This is a genomic window from Daejeonella sp. (assembly GCF_044348475.1).
In the GTDB taxonomy this organism is placed as follows: Bacteria; Bacteroidota; Bacteroidia; order Sphingobacteriales; family Sphingobacteriaceae; genus Daejeonella.
This window is the reverse complement of record NZ_JBIKSU010000033.1, coordinates 1-22,451: the sequence shown is the minus strand read 5'-3', so window position 1 is coordinate 22,451 and position 22,451 is coordinate 1. Positions and strand designations below refer to the sequence as shown.

21 protein-coding genes are annotated in these 22,451 nt (G+C 37.5%); 8 read left to right on the top strand and 13 right to left on the bottom strand.

The window, feature by feature from the left end; translation table 11 throughout:
* Both ACIQZ6_RS08155 and ACIQZ6_RS08150 read left to right on the top strand, forming a co-directional pair.
* Nucleotides 1-282: DUF3050 domain-containing protein (locus ACIQZ6_RS08155; RefSeq protein ID WP_395809974.1), on the top strand; the 282-nt coding region annotated here is incomplete at its 5' end.
* Nucleotides 283-361: 79 nt separating this feature from the next.
* Complete coding sequence (locus ACIQZ6_RS08150) at nucleotides 362-3,082, top strand: carboxypeptidase regulatory-like domain-containing protein (RefSeq protein WP_395809972.1); 2,721 nt, start codon at nucleotides 362-364, stop codon at nucleotides 3,080-3,082.
* A 234-nt stretch (nucleotides 3,083-3,316) separates the two neighbouring features.
* On the opposite strand, the gene lepB is transcribed toward ACIQZ6_RS08150, so the two are convergent.
* Genes lepB through ACIQZ6_RS08125 form a run of 5 tightly spaced genes read right to left on the bottom strand, consistent with a single transcriptional unit; the run spans nucleotide 3,317 to nucleotide 7,558 of the window.
* Nucleotides 3,317-4,429 (bottom strand): signal peptidase I, encoded by a 1,113-nt coding sequence (lepB, locus tag ACIQZ6_RS08145; RefSeq protein ID WP_395809970.1) that lies wholly within the window; start codon nucleotides 4,427-4,429, stop codon nucleotides 3,317-3,319.
* Nucleotides 4,430-4,442: 13 nt separating this feature from the next.
* Nucleotides 4,443-5,186 carry a 4-hydroxy-tetrahydrodipicolinate reductase gene (gene dapB, locus ACIQZ6_RS08140; protein WP_395809968.1) on the bottom strand — a complete coding sequence of 248 codons (744 nt, stop codon included), beginning with the start codon at nucleotides 5,184-5,186 and terminating at the stop codon, nucleotides 4,443-4,445.
* A gap of 47 nt (nucleotides 5,187-5,233) precedes the next feature.
* A complete protein-coding gene (locus ACIQZ6_RS08135) occupies nucleotides 5,234-5,857 on the bottom strand; it encodes a DUF5683 domain-containing protein (RefSeq protein WP_395809966.1) in 624 nt (207 codons plus the stop codon).
* Complete coding sequence (locus ACIQZ6_RS08130; protein WP_395809964.1) at nucleotides 5,857-6,753, bottom strand: ParB/RepB/Spo0J family partition protein; 897 nt, start codon at nucleotides 6,751-6,753, stop codon at nucleotides 5,857-5,859. Before ACIQZ6_RS08130 ends, ACIQZ6_RS08135 begins: the two co-directional genes overlap by 1 nt.
* 1 nt (nucleotide 6,754) lies before the next feature.
* Entirely contained in the window at nucleotides 6,755-7,558 is an 804-nt protein-coding gene (locus ACIQZ6_RS08125; RefSeq protein WP_395809962.1) for a ParA family protein, read from the bottom strand.
* 175 nt (nucleotides 7,559-7,733) lie between these two features.
* On the opposite strand from ACIQZ6_RS08125, the gene ACIQZ6_RS08120 reads away from it, so the two are divergent.
* Nucleotides 7,734-8,255 (top strand): NADPH-dependent FMN reductase, encoded by a 522-nt coding sequence (locus ACIQZ6_RS08120; RefSeq protein ID WP_395809960.1) that lies wholly within the window; start codon nucleotides 7,734-7,736, stop codon nucleotides 8,253-8,255.
* A gap of 45 nt (nucleotides 8,256-8,300) precedes the next feature.
* Here the strand turns inward: ACIQZ6_RS08120 and ACIQZ6_RS08115 are convergent, their stop codons facing one another.
* The 3 genes from ACIQZ6_RS08115 to leuS all read right to left on the bottom strand — a co-directional run bounded on the left by ACIQZ6_RS08115 (nucleotide 8,301) and on the right by leuS (nucleotide 14,791).
* A complete protein-coding gene (locus ACIQZ6_RS08115; protein ID WP_395809958.1) occupies nucleotides 8,301-9,236 on the bottom strand; it encodes a cobalamin-binding protein in 936 nt (311 codons plus the stop codon).
* A gap of 68 nt (nucleotides 9,237-9,304) precedes the next feature.
* Nucleotides 9,305-11,791 carry a TonB-dependent receptor domain-containing protein gene (locus tag ACIQZ6_RS08110; RefSeq protein WP_395809956.1) on the bottom strand — a complete coding sequence of 829 codons (2,487 nt, stop codon included), beginning with the start codon at nucleotides 11,789-11,791 and terminating at the stop codon, nucleotides 9,305-9,307.
* A 207-nt stretch (nucleotides 11,792-11,998) separates the two neighbouring features.
* Nucleotides 11,999-14,791, bottom strand: coding sequence for a leucine--tRNA ligase (gene leuS / locus ACIQZ6_RS08105; protein WP_395809954.1), 2,793 nt, complete (start codon nucleotides 14,789-14,791; stop codon nucleotides 11,999-12,001).
* Between the two features lie 198 nt (nucleotides 14,792-14,989).
* Between leuS and ACIQZ6_RS08100 the strand changes: the two genes are divergently transcribed.
* Genes ACIQZ6_RS08100 through ACIQZ6_RS08080 form a run of 5 tightly spaced genes read left to right on the top strand, consistent with a single transcriptional unit; the run spans nucleotide 14,990 to nucleotide 18,603 of the window.
* A complete protein-coding gene (locus tag ACIQZ6_RS08100; RefSeq protein WP_395809952.1) occupies nucleotides 14,990-15,868 on the top strand; it encodes a cell division protein FtsX in 879 nt (292 codons plus the stop codon).
* Nucleotides 15,868-16,104, top strand: a complete 237-nt coding sequence (locus tag ACIQZ6_RS08095; protein WP_395809950.1) for a DUF3098 domain-containing protein — start codon at nucleotides 15,868-15,870, stop codon at nucleotides 16,102-16,104. The genes ACIQZ6_RS08100 and ACIQZ6_RS08095 overlap by 1 nt, the downstream gene beginning before the upstream one ends.
* On the top strand, nucleotides 16,104-16,898 hold the full coding sequence (locus tag ACIQZ6_RS08090) for an undecaprenyl-diphosphate phosphatase (RefSeq protein WP_395809948.1): 795 nt from the start codon (nucleotides 16,104-16,106) through the stop codon (nucleotides 16,896-16,898). Before ACIQZ6_RS08095 ends, ACIQZ6_RS08090 begins: the two co-directional genes overlap by 1 nt.
* Entirely contained in the window at nucleotides 16,898-17,623 is a 726-nt protein-coding gene (gene truB, locus ACIQZ6_RS08085; protein WP_395809946.1) for a tRNA pseudouridine(55) synthase TruB, read from the top strand. The genes ACIQZ6_RS08090 and truB overlap by 1 nt, the downstream gene beginning before the upstream one ends.
* A 35-nt stretch (nucleotides 17,624-17,658) precedes the next feature.
* A complete protein-coding gene (locus tag ACIQZ6_RS08080) occupies nucleotides 17,659-18,603 on the top strand; it encodes a bifunctional riboflavin kinase/FAD synthetase (RefSeq protein ID WP_395809944.1) in 945 nt (314 codons plus the stop codon).
* A gap of 89 nt (nucleotides 18,604-18,692) precedes the next feature.
* On the opposite strand, the gene ACIQZ6_RS08075 is transcribed toward ACIQZ6_RS08080, so the two are convergent.
* The 5 genes from ACIQZ6_RS08075 to ACIQZ6_RS08055 form a co-directional block, all read right to left on the bottom strand.
* Nucleotides 18,693-19,232 carry a YceI family protein gene (locus tag ACIQZ6_RS08075; protein WP_395809942.1) on the bottom strand — a complete coding sequence of 180 codons (540 nt, stop codon included), beginning with the start codon at nucleotides 19,230-19,232 and terminating at the stop codon, nucleotides 18,693-18,695.
* A gap of 203 nt (nucleotides 19,233-19,435) precedes the next feature.
* The gene (locus ACIQZ6_RS08070; protein ID WP_395809940.1) at nucleotides 19,436-19,855 is read right to left on the bottom strand and encodes an OsmC family protein; all 420 of its coding nucleotides are present in this window, start codon (nucleotides 19,853-19,855) and stop codon (nucleotides 19,436-19,438) included.
* Nucleotides 19,856-19,916: 61 nt separating this feature from the next.
* Entirely contained in the window at nucleotides 19,917-21,167 is a 1,251-nt protein-coding gene (locus ACIQZ6_RS08065; protein ID WP_395809938.1) for a sulfate adenylyltransferase subunit 1, read from the bottom strand.
* 1 nt (nucleotide 21,168) lies between these two features.
* On the bottom strand, nucleotides 21,169-22,074 hold the full coding sequence (gene cysD / locus ACIQZ6_RS08060) for a sulfate adenylyltransferase subunit CysD (RefSeq protein WP_306551214.1): 906 nt from the start codon (nucleotides 22,072-22,074) through the stop codon (nucleotides 21,169-21,171).
* A gap of 50 nt (nucleotides 22,075-22,124) precedes the next feature.
* Nucleotides 22,125-22,451, bottom strand: a 327-nt coding sequence (locus ACIQZ6_RS08055; protein WP_395809936.1) for a phosphoadenylyl-sulfate reductase, incomplete at its 5' end; no start/stop codon positions are given.

Genomic DNA, 22,451 nt, shown 5'->3' with positions numbered 1-22,451 from the left:
ATACCTGGCATGTTTATTTCACTGGTAAATGACATTCATAATAACTTCCCTGATAGTATTTCAATTTTTAAATATTACCTAGAAAGGCATATAGAAGTTGATGGAGATCATCATAGTCATCTTGCCTTACAAATGACTTCAAATCTGTGTGGAACAAATGCAGAACTTTGGGAAGAAGCAGAACTTGCAACCATTGAATCATTACAAAGGAGGATTGATCTTTGGGATGGTGTATACAACCAAATAATAAAGAGAAAAGAATTACTCCAGACATCCTTATAACTGTTAAAATAGGCGTTGAATCTGCGATTAAAAATCATTTCACATATATTTGCAGTATATTCCAAGTATAAATAAGCAGATGAAAATATCACGATTTATATTCCTTGCATTTTTTTTAGTTTTCAAATTTGGATTCCTATTTGCACAGGATACCATCAGTTTAAACAATCTAATAGATAAATCACAAAAGATTGTCCAGGATTACCCTTATGAGAAGGTATATCTTCATTTTGACAAGCCCTATTATGCTGTTGGTGATACAATATGGTTCAAAGCATATGTTGCTACTGGGCAAGATCAGCCATCAGATCTGAGCAAGGTTCTTTATGTAGATCTGATTGCTGAAAATGACACCTTGGTTCGCAGCATGAAACTTCCCATTGTGAACACCTCAGCTTACGGTAGTATCACACTCGAACCACTGGCTTATAAATCAGGCAATTACAGAATTCGCGCATACACCTATTGGATGCTAAACTTCAGCGAAGATCTATTTTTCACTAAAAACATTACAATTGGTGATGCCATAAATAGAAAAATTATTACCAATATTTCACTGAATGGTGAAACTAATGGCACATCATCGAGTATAAATACCAAAATTTTATATCAAGACCAGGATGGCAAGGCATTTGCAAATAAAAAAGTAAGCTGGCGATTGATTTCTAAATTTGAGACCATTGCCCGAGGTCGAGAAACAACAGATGCTTCAGGTCAATTATCTTTAAAATTAACCGCGAATGAGAAAGCCGCTTTAGATACCGGAGTTCTTGAAACCACACTTGAGGCTGATCCAAATAAATTAATCACTTCTGTTTTTCCTCTGAAGAATGCATTTGCAGATACAGATCTTCAATTTTTTCCGGAAAGCGGAGAGCTCATTCAAAACATAAGCAATAAGGTTGCATTTAAGGCCATACAAGAAAAAGGATTGGGAATTAGTGTTAAAGGTGAAGTATTGGATAATACTGGGAAATTGATCGGCAAACTTGAATCTCAGCACCTGGGCATGGGTGCTTTCACCTTATTACCTGAAGCGGGCAAAACTTATTCAGCAAATCTAACCTTTGCTAATGGCATCAAGAAAACTGTTCCTTTGCCTGCCTCTAAGCCCTCTGGTCTTACCCTATCTGTAGTTAATTCTACTCCAAGCAGTATCATGATACAGATCAGTACCAATCAGGCATTTTACAACACAAATAAAGACAAGAATTTTTACCTAGTTGCCCGAAGTAAAGGAGTAATAGCCTTTGCTGCTCAAGCAGCCTTAAATACCATGACGATTGGAGCTTCTATCCCAAAAAACAAATTCCCGGATGGCATTCTACAAATTACTGTATTTACCACAAAAGGAGAGCCGCTAGCAGAGAGACTGGTATTTATAAAACGTAACACTATTTCTTCATTGAGCCTTAGTTCAGACAAGAAAATTTACGGCACAAGGCAAGCCGTTAAAATGAACGTACTGGCTAAGACCAATAATGTTCCAGTAGAGGGCAACTTCTCTATTTCTGTCATCAATGAATCAAAAGTACCGTTTAACGACGACGACGAAACCACCATTTTAAGTTCTTTTCTTATTTCTTCTGAACTGCAAGGATTTATAGAAAAACCAAATTACTATTTCCAGCAGATCAATGAGAAAAAAACAGCAGATCTCGACCTTTTAATGATGACTCAAGGATACCGTAAATTCTCGTATAATGATATACTGGCCGGAAAAGCACCGGTAATCAGTGTCTTACCTGAGCAGGGGATAGAATTTTCAGGAATACTCAGAACATCAAATGGTATGCCCGTTTCTAATGGGAGTTTAAAATTGGTTGTACCTGAAAGTAGATTCTACGCCGAAACCAAATCAAACCTGAAAGGCGAATTCAAATTCGAAAAAGTAGTCATAACAGATTCTACAGAAGCTACAATTAGTGCCAGAAGCCAAACAGCAGCAAAAAACATGATGATCATGCTAAATGGAAGTGGCTTTCCTACCATTGCCAGAAACAAAAATATTGCTGAAGAAAAACTGAATATTGACAGTGTACTTTTACCATATCTAGACAATAGTAAAAGACAGTATCGAATGATTACTCAAATGCTGCAAGAGGTTGTAGTAAAAGCTACAGCAATCAAGAAGTCAAGTCATTTGGATCACCCTTCATTATCCGGATTGGCAACAGTACCAGATCACCAGATTGAATCTGATCGCTTTCAAGGCTGTGTAATATTCCTAAATTGTTTACAATCTTCGGCCGCTGGTCTTATTTTTTCTGACAATAATTTTTATGTAGCTCGAGTTTTTAATAGCGGATTAAAAGTTCCGGTGCAGATATTTTATGATGGAATGCCCGTAGACGTTAACTACCTGAATAATGTACAGACAGCCGATGTTGACAATGTTGAAATTTTCCTCAAAGATGATCTTGGATTGGTGAACCGTGCTTACAATACGAATGGTGTTTTGGTCATTAATTCAAAGAAGACTGAGAAAGGTAAGGCAGTTACCGCAGAAGATCTGAAAAAACTATTTCCTCCGAGCAATGTATTAACCTTCAAACCTCAGGGATACATTAAAAAAAGAGAATTCTATACTCCTAAATATCTAACAGCAGCAAGTCGCACCGTTGGGGCTGATTATCGCAGCACCGTATACTGGAACCCAAGGGTATTTACTGATAAAGATGGAACTATGGCTCTTGAATTTTATAATGGCGATAACAAAGGAACCTATAAGGCAGTGGTAGAAGGAACAGATATCGATGGAAACTTATCCAGATTTATATATCGATACAAAGTGGAGTAATTGTTGCTGTGAAATTCCAAACTTTAGCTCTTGAATGCTAAGCCAAAAAACAGATTTACACTTTCAAAATGGATCTATAAAAAATCTAAGGAGTATTTGTCTCTATTCCAAAATGGATTAACAATGCAAATCGGAATTAGAAACTATAATTAAAGAGATCTCATAGTAGATTTGAAAGAACAAAAAAGGGGCTATCATCATAGCCCCTTTTTTTGAATATTTTATTCTATCTGATTAGTGAATTCCACCCAATAACCTAGACCAGCGAATTTTATCAAAAAATGTCCCGTTGGTATTCCAGCTCATCCAAACAAATAATGCCTTACCTACGATATGATCATCAGGAACGAAGCCCCAATAGCGTGAATCTAGCGAGTTATCTCTGTTATCACCCATCATCCAGTAATAGTTCATTTTAAAGGTGTAAGAATCAGTCTTTTTACCATTAATGAGGATATCATTTCCTCTTCGCTCTATAGTATTCCCTTCATAAATGGAGATTGCCCGTTCATAAAGTGCATAGTTGGTGCTATCCAGCTTGACTGTCCAGCCTTGCTTTGGAACGATAAGTGGTCCAAAATTATCAGCATTCCACTTAAACTGCGGATCATGTGGAAAAATCTGTGAGTCATACTCATTAATAGGTCTTATATAAGGATTAACAGCTTTAACATTAGACCATTTTTTGATGATCTCAGCATCTGAGGCAGACATATTAAAGATATACTCATCTGCTGTTGAGCGTTGAGCCTCGATATTTAGATCTTGAATTGCCTGAGGGTTAAAATCAGTTCCATCAGACTTCACGTAATAATACTTTTCACCAAACTGGGGAACTTCAGCAGGCTTGCCATTTAAATGAACTCGGGCATTAATAATATTGATCGTGTCGCCTCCAACAGCTATACAACGTTTAATATAATTTTCACGTTTATCAACTGGACGCAAAAAAGGCTCATCCGCATCCATAGGATAATTAAACACAACTACATCATTTCTTTTCACTTCACTTAATCCAGGTAAACGGTGATAATCCCATTTAATACCTTCCCAATAAGCCTTGGTTCCTATAATTGGCATGGTATGGTGTGCAAATGGAAAAGCCACAGGTGTCATTGATGTTCTTGCCCCATAATTCACCTTGCTTACAAAAAGATAATCTCCTACAAGCAGTGTTTTTTCCATTGAGCCGGTGGGTATAACATAGGCTTCAATAAACAATCCACGTATCAATGTTGCTGCAACTACAGCAAAAAGAATGGCATCAAACCATTCTCTTCCGGCCGATTTCTTCTTAATTACCTTTTTATCTTTTGGCATAGTCTTATTAGAATCCTTTAAATCCATGTATTTTTTCTATTTAAACGCTAAAATCAAACATATCAGTAATAGTATAAAAACCGGTTTTATCTTCCAGCCACTCAGCTGCTAACACAGCTCCTAATGCAAATCCGGCTCGATTATGAGCCTTATGTTTAAACTCAATATCATCCACTTCCGAACTGTAAATTACCGTGTGCGTACCGGGAACATCTTCAATTCTGTGCGACTCGATCAGTAATTGATCAGGTTTTACAATAAATTCTTCGCCTGAACCAATCAACTCATTTACCCACTCATTCTTACGATCAAGCTCGCTCAAGATACCCTCAGAAATAGTCATTGCAGTACCGCTAGGTGAATCAAGTTTTTGAGTATGATGAATTTCTTCAACCTGAACCTCATACTGAGGATACCTGTTCATAATCTTTGCAAGCACTTTATTCACAAAAAAGAATACATTAACGCCTATACTGAAATTAGATGCATATAATAGCGTATTGTTACCTTCTACACATTTATTCTTAACTGTTTGAAGGTGTCCATACCAACCAGTGGTTCCTACAACTACAGGAACTCCCGCATCAAAGCAAAGCTCAATATTACTCAGTGCAGAATCAGGTGTGCTAAAATCAATAGCTACATCTGCCATTCCCAGATTGGCAAGGGTTAGGTCTTCGGTATTATCGATGTTAATCTTTAAAACAATTTCATGTCCTCTTTCAGTTGCAAATTGTTCAATAATACGGCCCATTTTGCCATATCCGAGGATAGCTATTCTCATTTTTAAAAGATATTATTAAATATTACTCACAAAAGTACGATTTCTGATCATAAAGCAATTTTAAACCTTAGCCCTACAACCGGAGCAAAGGCAGATGCATGAACAGGTATCGGCTGATTTATAGTTGGATTGATCTGCAAGGTTAAATCATTTGATATATCAAACCTAAAAAACTTTGCATCAACATAGGCATCAATAATAGTTATTGCATAAAAACCTAATCCGGCGAGCACCGACAGATCTCTATCCCGCCTGTAAGAATCTTTAATACTAATTATTCCTTCAGTTGTATATGGAGCGTAAAGAGGATTTTCTTTCTTACCTGGATTTTCCTGCCTGAATTGGGCCTCCTTAAGAAATATCTGATAATAACGTTGATTGAATTCAAAAACAAGACCGATTCCTACAAAGCCTCCATATACCAATGGAACTTTCCACCAGCGCTTATTATAGATCTGACCAAGACCAGGTAACATGGCCGACTTTAATGCCGCACGACGAGGCATTGCTTCAATTTCAATGCGTGCTGAATCTTTAATTGCTGGAGTTTTTTTGAAAGCAACTTTAGCAGTGTCTGTACGAGCAGGATTACTTTCCTTTTTTTGAGCAAAAGCATAGGAATGCGCTAAAAAACACATCAATATGAACCCTGTAAGGATTTTAATGTTCATTACCAGTCTAACATTTCCAGAATTCGGGCAAGATCATCGTCAGACATGAAGTTAATTTCAATTGACCCTTTACCCTTATCACCCAGTTTTAACTTAACATTGGTACTGAATTTAGAGGCCAAATCATCCTGTATTTTCATATACTGAAATGATATAACTCTTGCTTTGGATTTTTTCTTATCCTTACCTATGGTGTGAATCTGACGAACAAGTTCTTCAACCTTACGAACAGATAAGCCATTTTTGATGACTTCCTGGTATATATACAGCTGTTTATCAGAATCTTCAACAGAAATCAGAGCACGGGCATGACCCATAGAAATCTTTTTATCACGAATAGAAGCCTGAATCACAGGAGGCAGCTTCAAAAGCCGGAGGTAATTGGTAACCGTTGAACGGTTTTTGCTCACCCGATCACCAAGTTCTTCCTGCTTTAAATTACACTCATCGATCATCCTCTGAAAACTAAGTGCTACCTCAATAGCATTCAGATCTTCACGCTGAATATTTTCGATAAGAGCCATTTCCAGCATTTGCTGATCATTGGCTGTACGAATATAGGCAGGGATCTCTGTTAGTCCGGCTAATTTGGATGCCCTTAAACGACGTTCTCCAGAAATTAACTGATAAGAATTCTGACCAGCCTGTCGCACAGTGATGGGCTGAATTAATCCCTGAAGTTTGATCGAATCTGAAAGTTCTTTTAATGCATCGGCATCAAATTCTGTTCTTGGCTGGAATGGATTAACCTCAACCTGATTGATCCGCACAAAACTGATGGAGCCCAGTGAGGTATTATCATTACTTGCCTGATGTTTAATGTTTTCTGGCAAATCTGAATCATCCAGCAGCGCCTTTAATCCTCTTCCTAAGCCGGTTTTCTTCTGGTAGTTCATATTATACTAAAGCTTGATTTGCAGCTTCTTCCTTTGAAACTAATCCGTTTTTCTTAATTATCTCACGTGCTAGATTAAGATAGTTTATCGCTCCTTTACAATTAGCATCATGCATAATCACAGAAATGCCATAACTAGGAGCCTCACTTAATCGTGTATTTCTTTGAATGATTGTATCGAAAACAAGATCCTGAAAATGAGTTTTTACTTCCTCAACAACCTGATTGGATAAACGAAGTCGAACATCATACATAGTCAATAATATGCCTTCTATTTGCAAATTTGGATTTAAACGACTCTGAACTATTTTAATGGTATTTAATAACTTACCCAAACCTTCTAATGCAAAATACTCACACTGCACTGGAATGATTACTGAATCTGAAGCGGTAAGTGAATTGATCGTAATTAAACCTAAAGAAGGTGAGCAGTCAATAATTATAAAATCATAATTGTCTTTGATCTTTTCTAGAACAGCCTTCATTTTATACTCCCTGTCGGGCATATTGATCATTTCAATTTCGGCACCAACAAGATCAATATGTGCTGGTAAAAGATCCAAAAAAGGAGTATCTGTATGTTGAATTGCATCTGCAGGATTAATTTCATTAATAATACATTCGTAAATACTAACCTTGATGGTACGTGGATCGAATCCTATTCCGGATGTTGAATTTGCCTGCGGGTCTGCATCAACCAATAAAGTACGATATTCAAGTACAGCCAGACTAGCTGCAAGATTTATGGAAGAAGTAGTTTTTCCAACGCCTCCTTTTTGGTTAGCTAATGCAATAATTTTGCCCATTTTATAAAAAATAATTACAAATACATGATATTAAAAAAGCTGAATCATAAGATCATAGCAATCCAAAAGACTACTTTTGCCCTGTTTTAATACGCTTTTTATTAAAATCTAAGATACAAACTTAAAACTATTTACACCGCTGGGCGATTTTCGTTTTGCACATCTTATCAACAAAATGACTACAATAATATCCTGTACCAACCGTGAAGGAAGCAATACGCTGAAACTAGCTAACTATTACCAGAAAGAATTAGCAGCAAAAGGATATGAATCAGATTTATTTTCACTTCAAGATCTGCCTGAAAATTTTATAGTTTCAGATTTGTATGGAAAACGCAGCGAAGCCTTTCAAAGCATTCAGGATAAAATTTCTGCTACAAGCAAATTCATTTTTTTGATTCCAGAATATAATGGAAGTTTTCCGGGCATTTTAAAGCTATTTATTGATGCCTGTACTTTCCCAGAAAGCTTTTATGGTAAAAAAGCGGCCTTGGTTGGTCTCTCAACTGGTAAATATGGCAATGTTCGTGGCATTGAACATTTTACAGGGATCTGTCATTATGTTAATCTTCACGTTTTGCCATTAAGAATTCATATTCCAGCAGTAGGGAAAGAGTTTGATGAGAAGGGCGACCTATTCAAAGAAGATACAGTAAAATTTGTAAGCCAACAGATCGAGCAGTTCATCGCATTTTAATAAGCAGCTTAAAAAGATCCGGCAAATCAATCAATTGGTTCTTCTCTACACGTTGAAGTGTACCCATCCATTGCCCTGATAGCCAAAAATAAATTGTTTAGGGTTAATGATTTCGGCCATAATCTCAATGCTGTCTGTTATTCTGGGGCCTGACCTGTTAAAGTACTGGTTACCATCAGCTATGTAAACTCTTTGTGATTTCACAGCCTTGAGATCTGCCCAGCCTGGCATATCAAGCATCAATCTTATTTCCTGCAAGGTTCTCTGAATTGAAAACCCGCAAGGCATAATTAAGATAATATCAGGGTCAGCCTGCAAAATGTCTTGAAAATTGATGTAAGATGAATGTTTCCCTGCTTCTGTCAGTACAGGTAAACCTCCTGCTATTTCAACGATCTCGGGAGTCCAATTGCCTGCAATCATCAATGGAGAAAGCCATTCTATGCATGCTACCGTAGGCTTTTCAGTAATGAATTTGAGTTTATGGCGAATAATATTGATCCTTTCATCAGATAGTTCGAGTAATTCTTTGCCCGCATTTTCCACTCCCAGTTGATTAGCAATCATCCTGATATCCCTATAAACATCATCCAGCCCATTTGGCTGCAGAGAAATTAGTTGGCATTCTTTATCTAACAAATCTGCTAATGCCGTTTCAACATCCTTTAAACTAACTGCACAAACATCACATTGAGCTTGAGTAATGATCACCTCAGGTGCAAGACTTTTAATCAGATCTCTATCAATGGTATAAATTGAAAGAGATTCAGAAAGTATTTCCTTTACTTGTCTATCAATCTGAGCGCTGTTTGAGCCAGAAAGGAATTTAGCAGAAGAACAAATCGGTAAATTGGAAATACCGGGCGGATAATCACACTCGTGTGATCTTCCAACCAACTGATGTTCTAAACCTAATGCACAAATTATCTCTGTGGCAGCAGGCAATAAGGAAACTATTCTTCGCTCAGGTATTAAAATCATTTCTGCAAATGTACAAAATTACAAAAGGCCAGACACTTTGCATCCGGCCTTTTCATCGGTAAATACTATTATTGGTTACCTGTATTTTGCTCACCTTGTTTCAGGTCATCATTTGCAACTCCACGCTTTTTTCTTGGTGCTTGCATAGTCAACTTACCAAATCGGTAACTGAAACTTGTTCCGAATGAACGGAATGGCACAGAGAAATTACTGATCTGAGTAAAATCTGCTCCAACAATATTTGAACGGAAATTTTTGTTCTCATTAAAAGGATCAATAATTGTTAGTCCGATGCTGCCTTTCTTCTTCATGATCTCTTTCTTAAAACCAAGATTCCACATATTAAACGATGGATTTCTACCTTGGGATGTCCGTCGTGGGGAGTTAGTGATTAGAAAGGTTTCAAATGTCAATCCCTTAGGGAACACATAAGAAGCCATTAAAAATGCATTGTATATAAGCTGAGTACTTGAATTGGTACTGGCAACTACCACCGTGTTATTCGTGTTGATGTCATAAGTAAACACATTAAAGTTACCACGCAAGGTTAATGGCTTAACCGGATTTATCTGCCCAAAGAAATTAAAACCAACTGAGTTGTTATTTCCTACGTTACGGAAAGTTGTTTTAGAGCCTGTTGCAATTGCACCTGAATTTGGATCGGTAACCGAAATAGGTAAAACGAAACTTTCAATAATATCGTTTGTACGACGGTAATAAACAGAAGCATTCAAAACAGAGGTTTTTACGAACATCGAATAATTAAATTCCACATTATGTGAAAGCTCAGGCTTTAAAGAAGGATTTCCCTGCGACTGATTATAAATATCTGCACTGTTTAGAAATGGATTCAGATAAAATAAACTAGGCCTTTGTAAGCGCTGGTTATAACTAAATTTAACCGTTGAAAAATTCTTGAATGTTCTTGAAACAACAAAACTTGGAACTAGGTTATAATAGCTGCTGGTAAATGGAGCTGCTGCTGCTCCTACAGATCTTGCATCCCCTTTGATCTCAGTACCTTCGTAACGAGCACCCGCTCTAATACCGTATTTCTTAGCCAATGTAAAGCCAAAAGTTGCATAGGCTGAATATACATCCTGATTATAGTCATATACATAAGTACGTGATGAAATGGGTGAAAATACACTCGTGATCGAATTGAAATTACGAGTCTGATTATCACTCACAATATCTCTTAGAATGCCCTTAACACCAGTTTCAAAGGTAGCCTTCTTAAAGGGATGGGTGTAGTCTACCTGAATTGTATTTTCAGTATTATCTGCATCATTGTTTCCATACTCATCAATCACCGTATTTGAAAAATCAGTCGTATAATCGTTTTTCTGAATACCATTGGTATATTGATAAGCAAAAGATATCTGCTGGTCTTTCTTTTTAAACTTATGTAAGAAATCACTGCTCCAGTCAACCCCATTCATATTCATGGAATTATCACTCAGCCTGGTAAAATTAATGGCAGAACCATTAAATATATTCTGATTCAGGTTACTTCCATCGGCGCTGTTACTAAATCCAGTTAAACGTAAATTTGAGCTAATTGAGTTAAAGCTATTGAAATCATAATCAGCACCAATAGAACCATTTGCAGATAGCCTGTCGGTTTGACTTTCACCATTCTGACTAATGATCTGACTTGCGTCGGCATTGGTCCGTTTAAATGAGATGTTAGAAGTTTGAGGCCATGAATAAAATCCGCCTCCGTTTGCAGTAACAGCCAAACGTCCTGTCTTAGCATTCAGGTTCAAATTTCCGCTATTCTGTCTTGTTCCAACACCTCCATTCACTGAACCACTTATACCAGCAAGATTATTCTTTTTTGTAATGATGTTAATGATGCCAGAGGTTCCTTCAGCATCGTATTTTGCAGAGGGAGAAGTGATAACCTCCACGTTTTTGATCTGATCAGCAGGAATTGCTTTTAAAGCATCTGCCATATTATTGGCCATTGAACCTGAGGGTTTACCATTGATCAGTACTCTTACATTCTGACTTCCTCTAAGCGACACATTGCCCTCAAAATCAACTGATAGCAAAGGAACCTTTCGAAGTACATCTGTAGCATTTCCACCGGCAATGGCAATATCTTGTTCGGCATTATAAACCAGCTTATCAATCTTGTTTTCTATGATCGGGGCCGTTCCTGTAATTACCACTTCATTTAACATTTTTAAATTGGGTGCCAGAAGAATACGACCTAGATTCAAATCAGGCTTTCCAGGTGTGGTTTTCACTGAATCCAAGATTTTGGTCTGGTATCCTAAGAACGCAATAGTGATACGATACGATCCTGCAACAATATTCTCTATTTTGAATGCACCCTTTTCATCTGTAAGGGCACCATTGGTAGTTTTTACTGAACCTGCACGGCCCATTGAAACAGTAGCATAGTCTATTGGCTTAGCGCTTAATGAATCAAGGACAATACCAGAAATTCTTCCTGTTACAGTAGGAGCTGCTGCCCCACCCATTCCTTGTGCTGAAGCAAAAGATATCCCTGTGAATAAAGCAATAAGTACTGAAAAATATTTCATGTAATTGGTTTTTTTAGAATTAGTCGCGAAAATACGGAGTATGTTACAGGAATTCAGACTGAAATTGTTAATTGAAAGTAAAATCAATTTACCATTGAAAAACCATTAGCTAAAATCTGGCAAATACGTGAAAATCTTAAGTATTGAATAATTTGACTGAAAAACAGACAAGGACACGCTATTGCCTATCCTTGTCTATTTTAAAAATTAAATTACGATATTAATAATTTTTCCCTTTACGAAAATAATTTTCTTTGGAGGTTTGCCTTCTAAATATTTCTGCAGATCAGTATTGGCCAGAACGATTACTTCAACTTCTGCCTGACTTAAACTAAGTGAAATATTCAGGTTCATTCTGGTTTTACCATTCACAGAAACCGGGTATGAAAACTCATTCTCAACCAGATATTCTGGATTAAACACAGGGTAAGGAGCTACAGAAAGTGTTCCAGGTACATTGCCAAGCAAAGTCCATAGCTCTTCAGAAATATGAGGGGCATACGAAGAAAGAACAATAACCAGATCCTGAATAATCTTCCTCTTATTACATTTAAGATCTGTTAATTCATTGATACAGATCATAAAACTAGATACCGATGTATTGAATGAAAAACGTTCAATATCTTCTTCAACCTTACGGATAATTTTATGAAGTGCTTTGTACTCTGCCTTTGAGGGTTCATCATCAGACACCTTAAAATTAAACTCATCGTCATGGGATAGCTTCCAGAATTTGCGAAGAAATTTAAAAACCCCTTCAATTCCATTCGTGTTCCATGGCTTACTTTGCTCTAGCGGACCAAGGAACATTTCATACATTCTAAGGGTGTCGGCTCCATAACGTTCTATAATATCATCCGGACTTACCACATTGAATTTAGATTTCGACATCTTTTCAACTTCAACACCGCAGATATATTTATCATTTTCGAGTATGAATTCGGCATCAGCAAATTCAGACCTGAATGCTTTAAATTTTTCGAGGTCTAGAATTTCATTGAACACGATATTAACATCAACATGAAGTGCTGACGTGTTATATTGAGATTTTAGTCCATGAGATACAAATGTATTTGTTCCACGCCCATCTTGATCAATGATCCGATACACAAAATTAGACCTTCCCTGAATCATTCCCTGATTGATCAGCTTTTTGAATGGTTCTTCTTCTACAACATACCCCAGATCTTTCAAGAATTTATTCCAGAACCGACTGTAAAGTAAATGCCCGGTAGCATGTTCTGATCCGCCGATATACAAATCTACATCCTTCCAATAAGCAATTGCATTTGCCGGAGCAAATGAATCCTGCTTGCGATCATCCTGTGAAGCCATGTAACGATACCAATACCAGCTTGAACCTGCCCAACCTGGCATGGTGCTCAACTCATATTCGAGCTCTCCTTTATATTTCCAGTTTTCGGCTCTTCCCAATGGGGGTTCTCCGCTTTCAGTAGGTAAATATTTATCCACTTCAGGTAAAACAAGTGGAAGGTCATCCATAGCAATAAGCTGCGGAAGATTGTCTTTGAAATAAACAGGTACCGGTTCTCCCCAATAGCGCTGCCGACCAAAAATAGCATCGCGTAAACGGTAATTAATTTTTGCTTTACCCGCTCCAAGTTCTTCAAGCTTAGCAATCATCAAGGCCGTTGCTTGCTTATAATTCAACCCATTGATAATTCCTGAATTGATATAAAGACCGTCTTTTGTGGGGTCGGCCTGTATATCCAGATTAAGCTGCGCATCCGAGATGGCTACAATTGGTAAGCCAAATTTGGTAGCAAATAACCAGTCGCGCTGATCTCCTGAAGGAACAGCCATAACGGCACCGGTTCCATAACCTGCTAGAACATAATCCGCTATCCAGATAGGCACCGGAGCTCCACTGATTGGGTGTTTGGCATAGCTCCCCGTAAATGCACCGGATACGGTCTTTGTGTCGGCCATACGGTCAAGTTCGGTCTTCTTTTTAGTTTGATCGATATAATTCTGAATTTCTTCAATATGATCTGGAGTGGTTAAACCTTCAACAAGCTCATGCTCTGGAGCCAAAACAAGGAAAGTAGTTCCATAAAGTGTATCCACACGGGTAGTAAATACTTCAATAAATGCTCCTGAATTTAATCCGAATCTCACCAGTGCACCAACGCTCTTACCAATCCAGTTACGCTGCATTTCTTTTAAAGGATCAGGCCAGTCAATGTTATCCAATCCCTGCAGTAAACGATCAGCATAAGCCGTAATGCGCATACTCCACTGCATCATTTTCTTTTGTTCAACGGCATAGCCTCCACGCTCAGAATAACCATCCTTAACCTCATCGTTTGCAAGAACAGTTCCCAATGATGGGCACCAGTTCACTGTACTTTCGCGCAAATAAGTAAGTCGGTATTTTAAAAGTTCAGTCTGTTTTTCTATATCCGATTTCTGCTTCCATTGTTCAGCAGAAAAAATTTCGGCATCCTCGTCAGATACAGCCTTAATTCCGTGATTTCCTGAATCTTCAAATTTTCTGATCAGTTCTTCAATACTTTCTGCTTTATTACTCTCCAGATTATACCAAGAATTGAATAAAAGCATGAAAATCCACTGGGTCCATTTATAATACCCTGGATCACTGGTTCTTACCTCTCTGCTCCAGTCATATGAAAACCCAAGGTTATCGAGCTGCTCGCGATAACGGTTTATATTGGTTTCGGTAGTTATTGCTGGATGTTGACCCGTTTGTATAGCATATTGTTCTGCAGGCAATCCAAAAGAATCGTATCCCATAGGATGCAACACATTAAATCCCTTTAAACGCTTGTAACGAGAAAAAATATCAGAAGCTATATATCCCAGCGGATGACCGACATGAAGACCGGCGCCTGATGGATAAGGAAACATATCCAAAACGTAATATTTTGGCTTTTCTGAATTATTATCTACCCTAAAGGTATGATTCATGGCCCAGAATTTTTGCCATCTCTTCTCTATATCTCTGAATTGATAATCCATCTTGAAACTGAATAAGATGCGAAAATACTAAATTCCGTGGTTTTATGGAACCATTGGAAGCAGCAAATTCCTTTAAAACTGTGTTCAAAGGGCAGAAATAAAAATTTAACAAAGTTTAACTGCTAAATAAGACCAGTTAAACGCATATTATTTACCTTTACACCTAAAATATCTATTTTAGTACCATAAAATTTGCTCATGGAAGAATTTGAAAGAAGTACCTCATCAGGAAAAACAAAAACTATTTATGTTTCAACGGTAATCAGCATTGCGCTGGTTTTACTTATGACAGGTCTTCTAGGACTGATTCTGGTTCATGCTAAAAATCTTTCAAAATATGTAAAAGAAAACATTGTCCTCAATATTATTGTTAATGAAGGTGCAAAAGAGGTAGATGTTAATGCACTGCAAAAACAGCTAGATGCTAATCCATATGTACTTAAAACTCAATATGTAAGTAAAGAGTTGGCTGCCAGAAATCTAACAAAAGATCTTGGCGAAGATTTCGTTGATTTTCTGGGATATAACCCCTTATTATCATCTATTGATGTCTACTTAAAAGCCGATTATGCCAATAATGCAAGCATCCAGACATTCACAGCTACGATAAATAAAAATCCACTCGTTAAAGAAGTTGTATATCAAAAATCGTTGATCGATATGGTTAACCAGAATATAAAGGGAATTGGTTTGGTAATTTTAGCTTTTGCTTCCATTTTACTGATCATTGCCGTTGCCCTAATCAATAATACCATCAGGCTGGCTATCTACTCACAACGATTTCTAATCAAAAGCATGCAGCTTGTGGGTGCTACCAAAAATTTTATTCGCATGCCATTTTTAACGTATGGCGTTCTTCATGGATTGATTGGAGGTTTAATTGCCGTCATTTTATTACTTCTCACCCTTTATTTTGCTCAACAACAAGTTCCTGAAATGATCATTCTACGAGATTGGTTTGAATTTAGCCTCGTGTTTATTGGGGTTGTTGGAATTGGAGTACTTATTTCAGGCTTAAGTACCTATTTTGCAGTGAGCAAATTTCTTCGTTTAAAAATTTACGACCTTTATAAATAATGGCACAGAAAAACACACCACTCAAAGAATCCCAGCAAGAACCATTTGTTTTTGCGAAAAACAATTACAGATTACTGCTTTTAAGTATTGCTATGGTAGTTTTAGGATTTATCCTAATGATCGGCGAGACCGATATCTATGAGTTCAAAAAAATCATTCTGGCTCCAATTATTGTATTGGCTGGCTTTGGTGTTGGCTTTGTTGCAATCCTCAAAAAACCTGCTCAAAATAACTAATGACTATATTTCAGGGCATCATTCTGGCGATAATTGAGGGCCTGACTGAATTTTTACCAGTATCATCTACCGGACACATGATCATTGGATCATCTCTTATGGGTATACAATCTGATGAGTTCGTGAAGTTGTTCACCGTTACCATTCAACTCGGAGCAATATTATCGGTTATTGCCCTTTACTTTAAGTACTTTTTTCAAACTTTCGGATTCTACTTTAAACTCTTAGTAGCTTTTTTGCCTGCAGTATTTTTTGGTCTGCTTCTTAGCGATAAGATCGATCAGCTGATGGAAAGTGCTCTTGGGGTTGCAATTGCTCTTTTACTGGGAGGTATCATTTTGCTATTTGTAGATAAATGGTTTAAAGACGGGGAAATAGACAACCCTAATGATATTTCATATGGTACAGCCTTTAAGATTGGATTGTTTCAATGCCTTTCAATGATACCAGGAACTTCAAGATCTGCTGCAACAATTGTTGGTGGAATGTCGCAGCGTTTATCCAGAAAAGCGGCCGCCGAATTCTCATTCTTTTTAGCAGTTCCAACCATGTTCGGAGCAACCACTAAGAAACTATATGACTTTTACAAAGATGGATTTATAATTAGCGGTGATCAGATCAATTTATTGATTATTGGAAATATTGTGGCCTTTATTGTAGCCATGCTTGCTATTCGTTACTTCTTAACATTCCTTCAAACCAAAGGCTTCAGAATTTTTGGCTGGTACCGAATAATCGTAGGCGGCATCATCCTGTTACTGCTAGGTTCGGGTTATGATCTCCAAGTAATCTGATGATTGTAAAAACAGAAAAAGTATTCCCTGAGTTTAGTTTTACCGAAGGCGAAATGCTGCTTATCAATAAACCCTATACCTGGACTAGCTTTGATGTTGTTGGAAAGATCAGAAATTCTTTCAAACCATTGAAATTAAAAGTTGGCCATGCAGGCACACTTGACCCCTTAGCTACTGGATTACTGATTATCTGTACAGGGAAATTCACAAAAAAGATCGATGAGTTTCAGGCGCAGGAGAAAGAATATACCGGAACCATGATACTTGGCGCTGGAACACCATCATATGATATGGAAACTGCGGTAGATGAAACTTGTGATATCAGTCATATTAATGAAGACATGATCCGAGCAAGCGTTTCAAAATTCATTGGCGACTTAGATCAATTTCCACCAGCACATTCAGCGGTTAAAGTTGATGGCGAAAGATTGTATATGAAGGCGCGCAGGGGAGAAAATGTGGAATTAAAAACAAGAAAGGTTAGCATAAGCCATTTTGAAATAACCCGTATAGAGCTTCCTGAGATAGACTTCAGAGTAGTGTGCAGTAAAGGCACTTATATCCGTTCATTGGTATACGATTTTGGGAGATCCTTGCAAAACGTAGCCTATCTAAGCGCTTTACGCCGCACCAAGAGTGGCGATTACGAGGTTAAAAATGCTTTTGAAGTAATGGAACTGGTTAATCACATCCGGCAATTGAAAGAGCAGGGAACTTTAAAATAATAATTAATTTTTAATTTTGCTCGCTATATCAGAACATGAAGGTCTATAATCATATTGACGAATTCAAGCAGATCAAAAATGCAGTGGTTACCATAGGCACATTTGATGGTGTTCATATCGGGCATCAGAAAATAATTAGCCGACTGCAGGAAGTGGCTCGTCAAAAAGGCGGAGAAACAGTTATTCTAACTTTTTTTCCGCATCCGCGAATGATTCTTCATCCAGATGACCTGAACATCAAACTGATCAGTACCATGGATGAGAAAGCTGAACGTCTTGCTAATTTAGGTATAGATCATCTAATAATTACCCCATTCACGCGCGATTTCTCTAATTTGAGTCCACAAGAATATATCAGAGAAGTTCTTGTTACGAAAATAGGCACTACTCAGATCATCATTGGCTATGACCACAAATTTGGGAAAGACCGTAGTGGAGGATTAAAAGAACTACAACATTACTCATCAGAATTGGGTTATGAGGTTGAAGAAATTCCAGAACAGGATATTGATGATGTAACAATCAGCTCAACTAAGATCAGAACTGCTATTTTGAGCGGCGATATCAAGACTGCAGAAAATTTCCTGGGTTACCCTTTTCATTTAACTGGAAAAGTAATTAAAGGAGATCAGATAGGCAGGAAAATAGGATTTCCAACTGCCAATCTATTTATTGTAGAAAGTTATAAACTCATTCCTTCAGACGGCATATATGCTGTACAAGTAGATTTTAAAAGTGGAGAAGGCAATTTAAAGCGTGCTAATGGGATGGCTTATATCGGTCACCGACCTACAATAAATGGCATGAGCCGGAATATAGAAGTTAATATTTTTGACTTTCAAGAAGATATTTACGGACAAAGCATCCGCCTAAATTTTCTTGAATATATGCGAGACGATCAAAAATTCAATTCGCTCGAAGAACTTAAAGAGCAGTTAAGCCTGGATGAGGTCAACGCTCGGAGTTTATTGCTAAAATGAGTTCTTTCTATTAATAAAGCGATAAAAATTAGAGATAAAAAGAAAGCCATTCTGTACAGAATGGCTTTCTAATCTATTATAATTGGTTATTATACTTGTTTTGCAAGTTGTAGATTGATATTCAATTTGATATCATCACCAACAACAATGGCTCCGGCTTCTGTAATTCCATCCCAGGTAAGTCCAAATTCTTTACGGCTTATCTTTCCTGAAACTTCAAAACCTGCTTTTTCATTACCATAAAAATCAGTAGCAATACCTCCAAATTCAACTTCCAATTTTACATGTTTAGTTACTTCTTTAACAGTAAGATTTCCTACAAGAACGTAATCGTCGCCATCCTTAGAAAACGAAGTAGATTTAAATGAAATTTTAGGGAATTGTTCTGCATCAAAAAATTCTGCTGATTTCAAATGAGCATCACGCTGCTCTTGGTTTGTATCAATGCTATTTACATCCATTGAAAACTCAATCGATGCATCTTTGAAATCTAAATCTGTCGTGTTAAGCTCTCCTTCAAAAGATTTGAACGTACCTGTTAGTGTTGAAATTACCAGATGCTTTACCTTAAAATTCACCTCTGAATGCATTGGGTCAATAACCCATTTTGTTTTTGCTGCTGATTCCATTATTATATTTTTTTAAGTTAAGTTCTTTTTAGTTTACAAAGATATAAAAATAGATGTTTAAACATGTAATTTCAACGTCATAACAGATTGACTAAAAAACAACCCTGTTAAAAATGAAAAAGGCTTTTTTATACCTATTAATTATAGAAATGAGAATTGAACCTATCTGAATATCGCAAATTTCAGAAGATAGTAATTGGCTTTTATTTTATAATCTGGATAGCGTACGTAATCTCAACGCCTCCGGCTACAAGCATATCATGAACTGAACAGTATTTTTTCACTGCCAAGTCTGCAGCTCGATCTGCCTTAGCAGGATCAATGTCGCCTGTTAGCGTAAAATCCATGTGTATTTTAGTAAAAATAGGGGGTAACTGTTCCCTTCGTTCGCCCACTACACTGACCGAAAAATCTTTGAGACCCTGTTTTTGCTTTTTGAGTATCGATACCAGATCCAATGAACTGCAAGAGGCTAATGCCATCAAAACCATTTCCATTGGCCTAACACCTAGCCCCTGCCCACCTATTTCAGGCGAACCATCAATATGAACTTTTACTGTTGAGGATGGTGCTGAGGCTTCAAAATGCACCGCGTCATTCACCCTTTTTAGTTCAACTTTCATGCTATTTAATTTTATGCAATTTAGAGATTAAAGGAATTAAAACTCCGATCAAGCGATATAATTATTCTGCACTTGCACGAAACATTAAGGCTCCAACCGTAAGGTTAGTGCGCGGATCAATCAAAATAGCTCCACCATTCAGTTTATTTTCCTGATAAAGATCAAAAGCAAGTGGCTCTGCTGTTCTGATTATAATTCTACCAATATCATTTAACTGGAAAGTATCCGTTTCTATTTTTTCAAGGGTATTAATATTGACCTTGTGTAGAATATCTCTGATCTTACATTTGGTAAGCTTGCTATTGTGCTGCAAAAGATACAGGATGGTAGTATCCAGTGGTTTGGTATCCATCCAGCACAGATCTGCTTCAATAGATTGTGAAACAATAGGTTCATGTGTAGAATTCACTAAGATATCTCCACGACCTATATCAATATTATCTTTTAAATGAAGAGTAACTGATGTTCCACTATGCACTTCATCTCGTTCCTGCATATTGGTCTCGATCTTGCTAATCTGAGAACGAATGCCTGAGGGCAAAACAGTAATTTTATCATTTACGCGAAAACTGCCGCTTAAAACCCTTCCGGCATAGCCGCGATAATCATGTAGTTCATCGGTTTGCGGCCTAATCACCCATTGTACAGGCATACGTGCCTGAGCTGATTTTACATCTTCGTTAACTTCAATGGTTTCCAAATGATCCAAAAGACTTTTTCCAGCATACCAAGACATATTTTGAGATCTGTTGACTATATTATCTCCCTTCAATGCACTTACCGGGATATAGGTTACCTCTTTTAGCTTAAGTTTTAGCGCAATTTCTGAATAAGTTTTATGGATTTTATCGAAGGCATCTTCGCTAAAATCAACCATATCCATTTTGTTGATGCATACGACCACATGTTTCAACTCCAAAAGAGAAACAATAAATGAGTGCCTCACCGTTTGTTCAACCACCCCATTTCTGGCATCTACCAAAATAATAGCTAGATCAGAATTTGAAGCACCGGTCACCATATTCCGGGTATATTGAATATGGCCAGGGGTATCCGCAATGATAAACTTCCGTTTATCTGTTTGGAAATATTTATAGGCCACATCAATCGTGATTCCTTGCTCGCGTTCAGCCTTTAGTCCGTCAGTTAAAATTGCAAGGTCAATTGTCCCGTCATCATTTTTACGGTTTGATTGTTGCAAGGCCTCCAGCTGATCTGCCAGAATTGATTCGCTATCATAAAGCAGACGACCAATCAAGGTGCTTTTCCCATCATCAACACTTCCGGCGGTAAAAAATTTAAGTAAATCCATATTAAAAATACCCCCCTTTTTTGCGGTCTTCCATTGCGGCCTCTGATACTTTATCATCCATACGGGCTCCCCTTTCACTAATTTTTGACATTTTTATTTCTTCAATGATATCATCGATCTGATCGGCATCCGATTCAACAGCTGCAGTACAGGTCATATCGCCAACTGTTCTGAAACGAACATTACGACGTTCAATTTGATCATCCGAATCCATATTCAGGCAATCTGCAGCTGCCATTAACTGCCCGTTACGGGTAATCACATCACGCTCATGTGCAAAGTAGATGGATGGCAGTTCTATATTCTCTCTGCGGATATAATTCCAGACATCTAATTCTGTCCAGTTGCTGATCGGGAAAACCCGTACATTTTCACCTTTATGAATCTTTCCGTTATAAATATTCCATAATTCAGGACGCTGACGTTTTGGATCCCATTGACCAAATTCATCACGAACTGAAAATATTCTTTCTTTAGCTCTGGCCTTTTCCTCATCTCTGCGGGCCCCCCCAATACAAGCATCGAACTTTCCCTCAGCAATAGTATCAAGTAATGTTACAGTCTGTAATGCATTTCTGCTGGCATTTTTCCCTGTTTGCTCAATTACTTTTCCTTGATCGATTGAATCTTGAACATGGCCAATAATCAATTTTTCACCGATCCTGGCAATCATATCATCTCTGAAGCTAATCGTTTCAGGAAAATTATGACCGGTATCAATATGAACCAGCGGAAAAGGAAATTTGCCCGGTCGGAAAGCCTTTTCTGCCAGCCTAACAAGTGTGATAGAATCCTTTCCTCCTGAAAAAAGAAGGGCAGGTTTTTCAAACTGTCCGGCAACCTCACGCAAAATAAAGATTGCTTCGGCTTCCAGCTGGTCTAAATAAGTAGTGTCTTGTTTATTCATAAATTAAGTATCAAAAGCGCATAAATGCGTAAAACTGTCCTTATCGTTTATCAGGATGAGTGAAGACCACATTCTTTTTTGTTCTGGTCTTCCCACCACCACCGACCGGCTCTGAAATCTTCACCTTCTTTAACAGCTCTGGTACAGGGAGCACATCCAATACTCGGAAAACCCTTGTCATGCAATGGATTATACGGGATATTATTTTCCTTGATAAAAGCTTTTACCTGGTCTAGCGACCAATCGAAAATAGGATGAAATTTATGCAGCTGATTAGATTCATCCCATTCTACAGCATTCATATCTTCCCTATTGATTGATTGTTCAGCACGTATTCCGGTTATCCACAATGAATTTCCGGCAAGAGCACGTTTTAA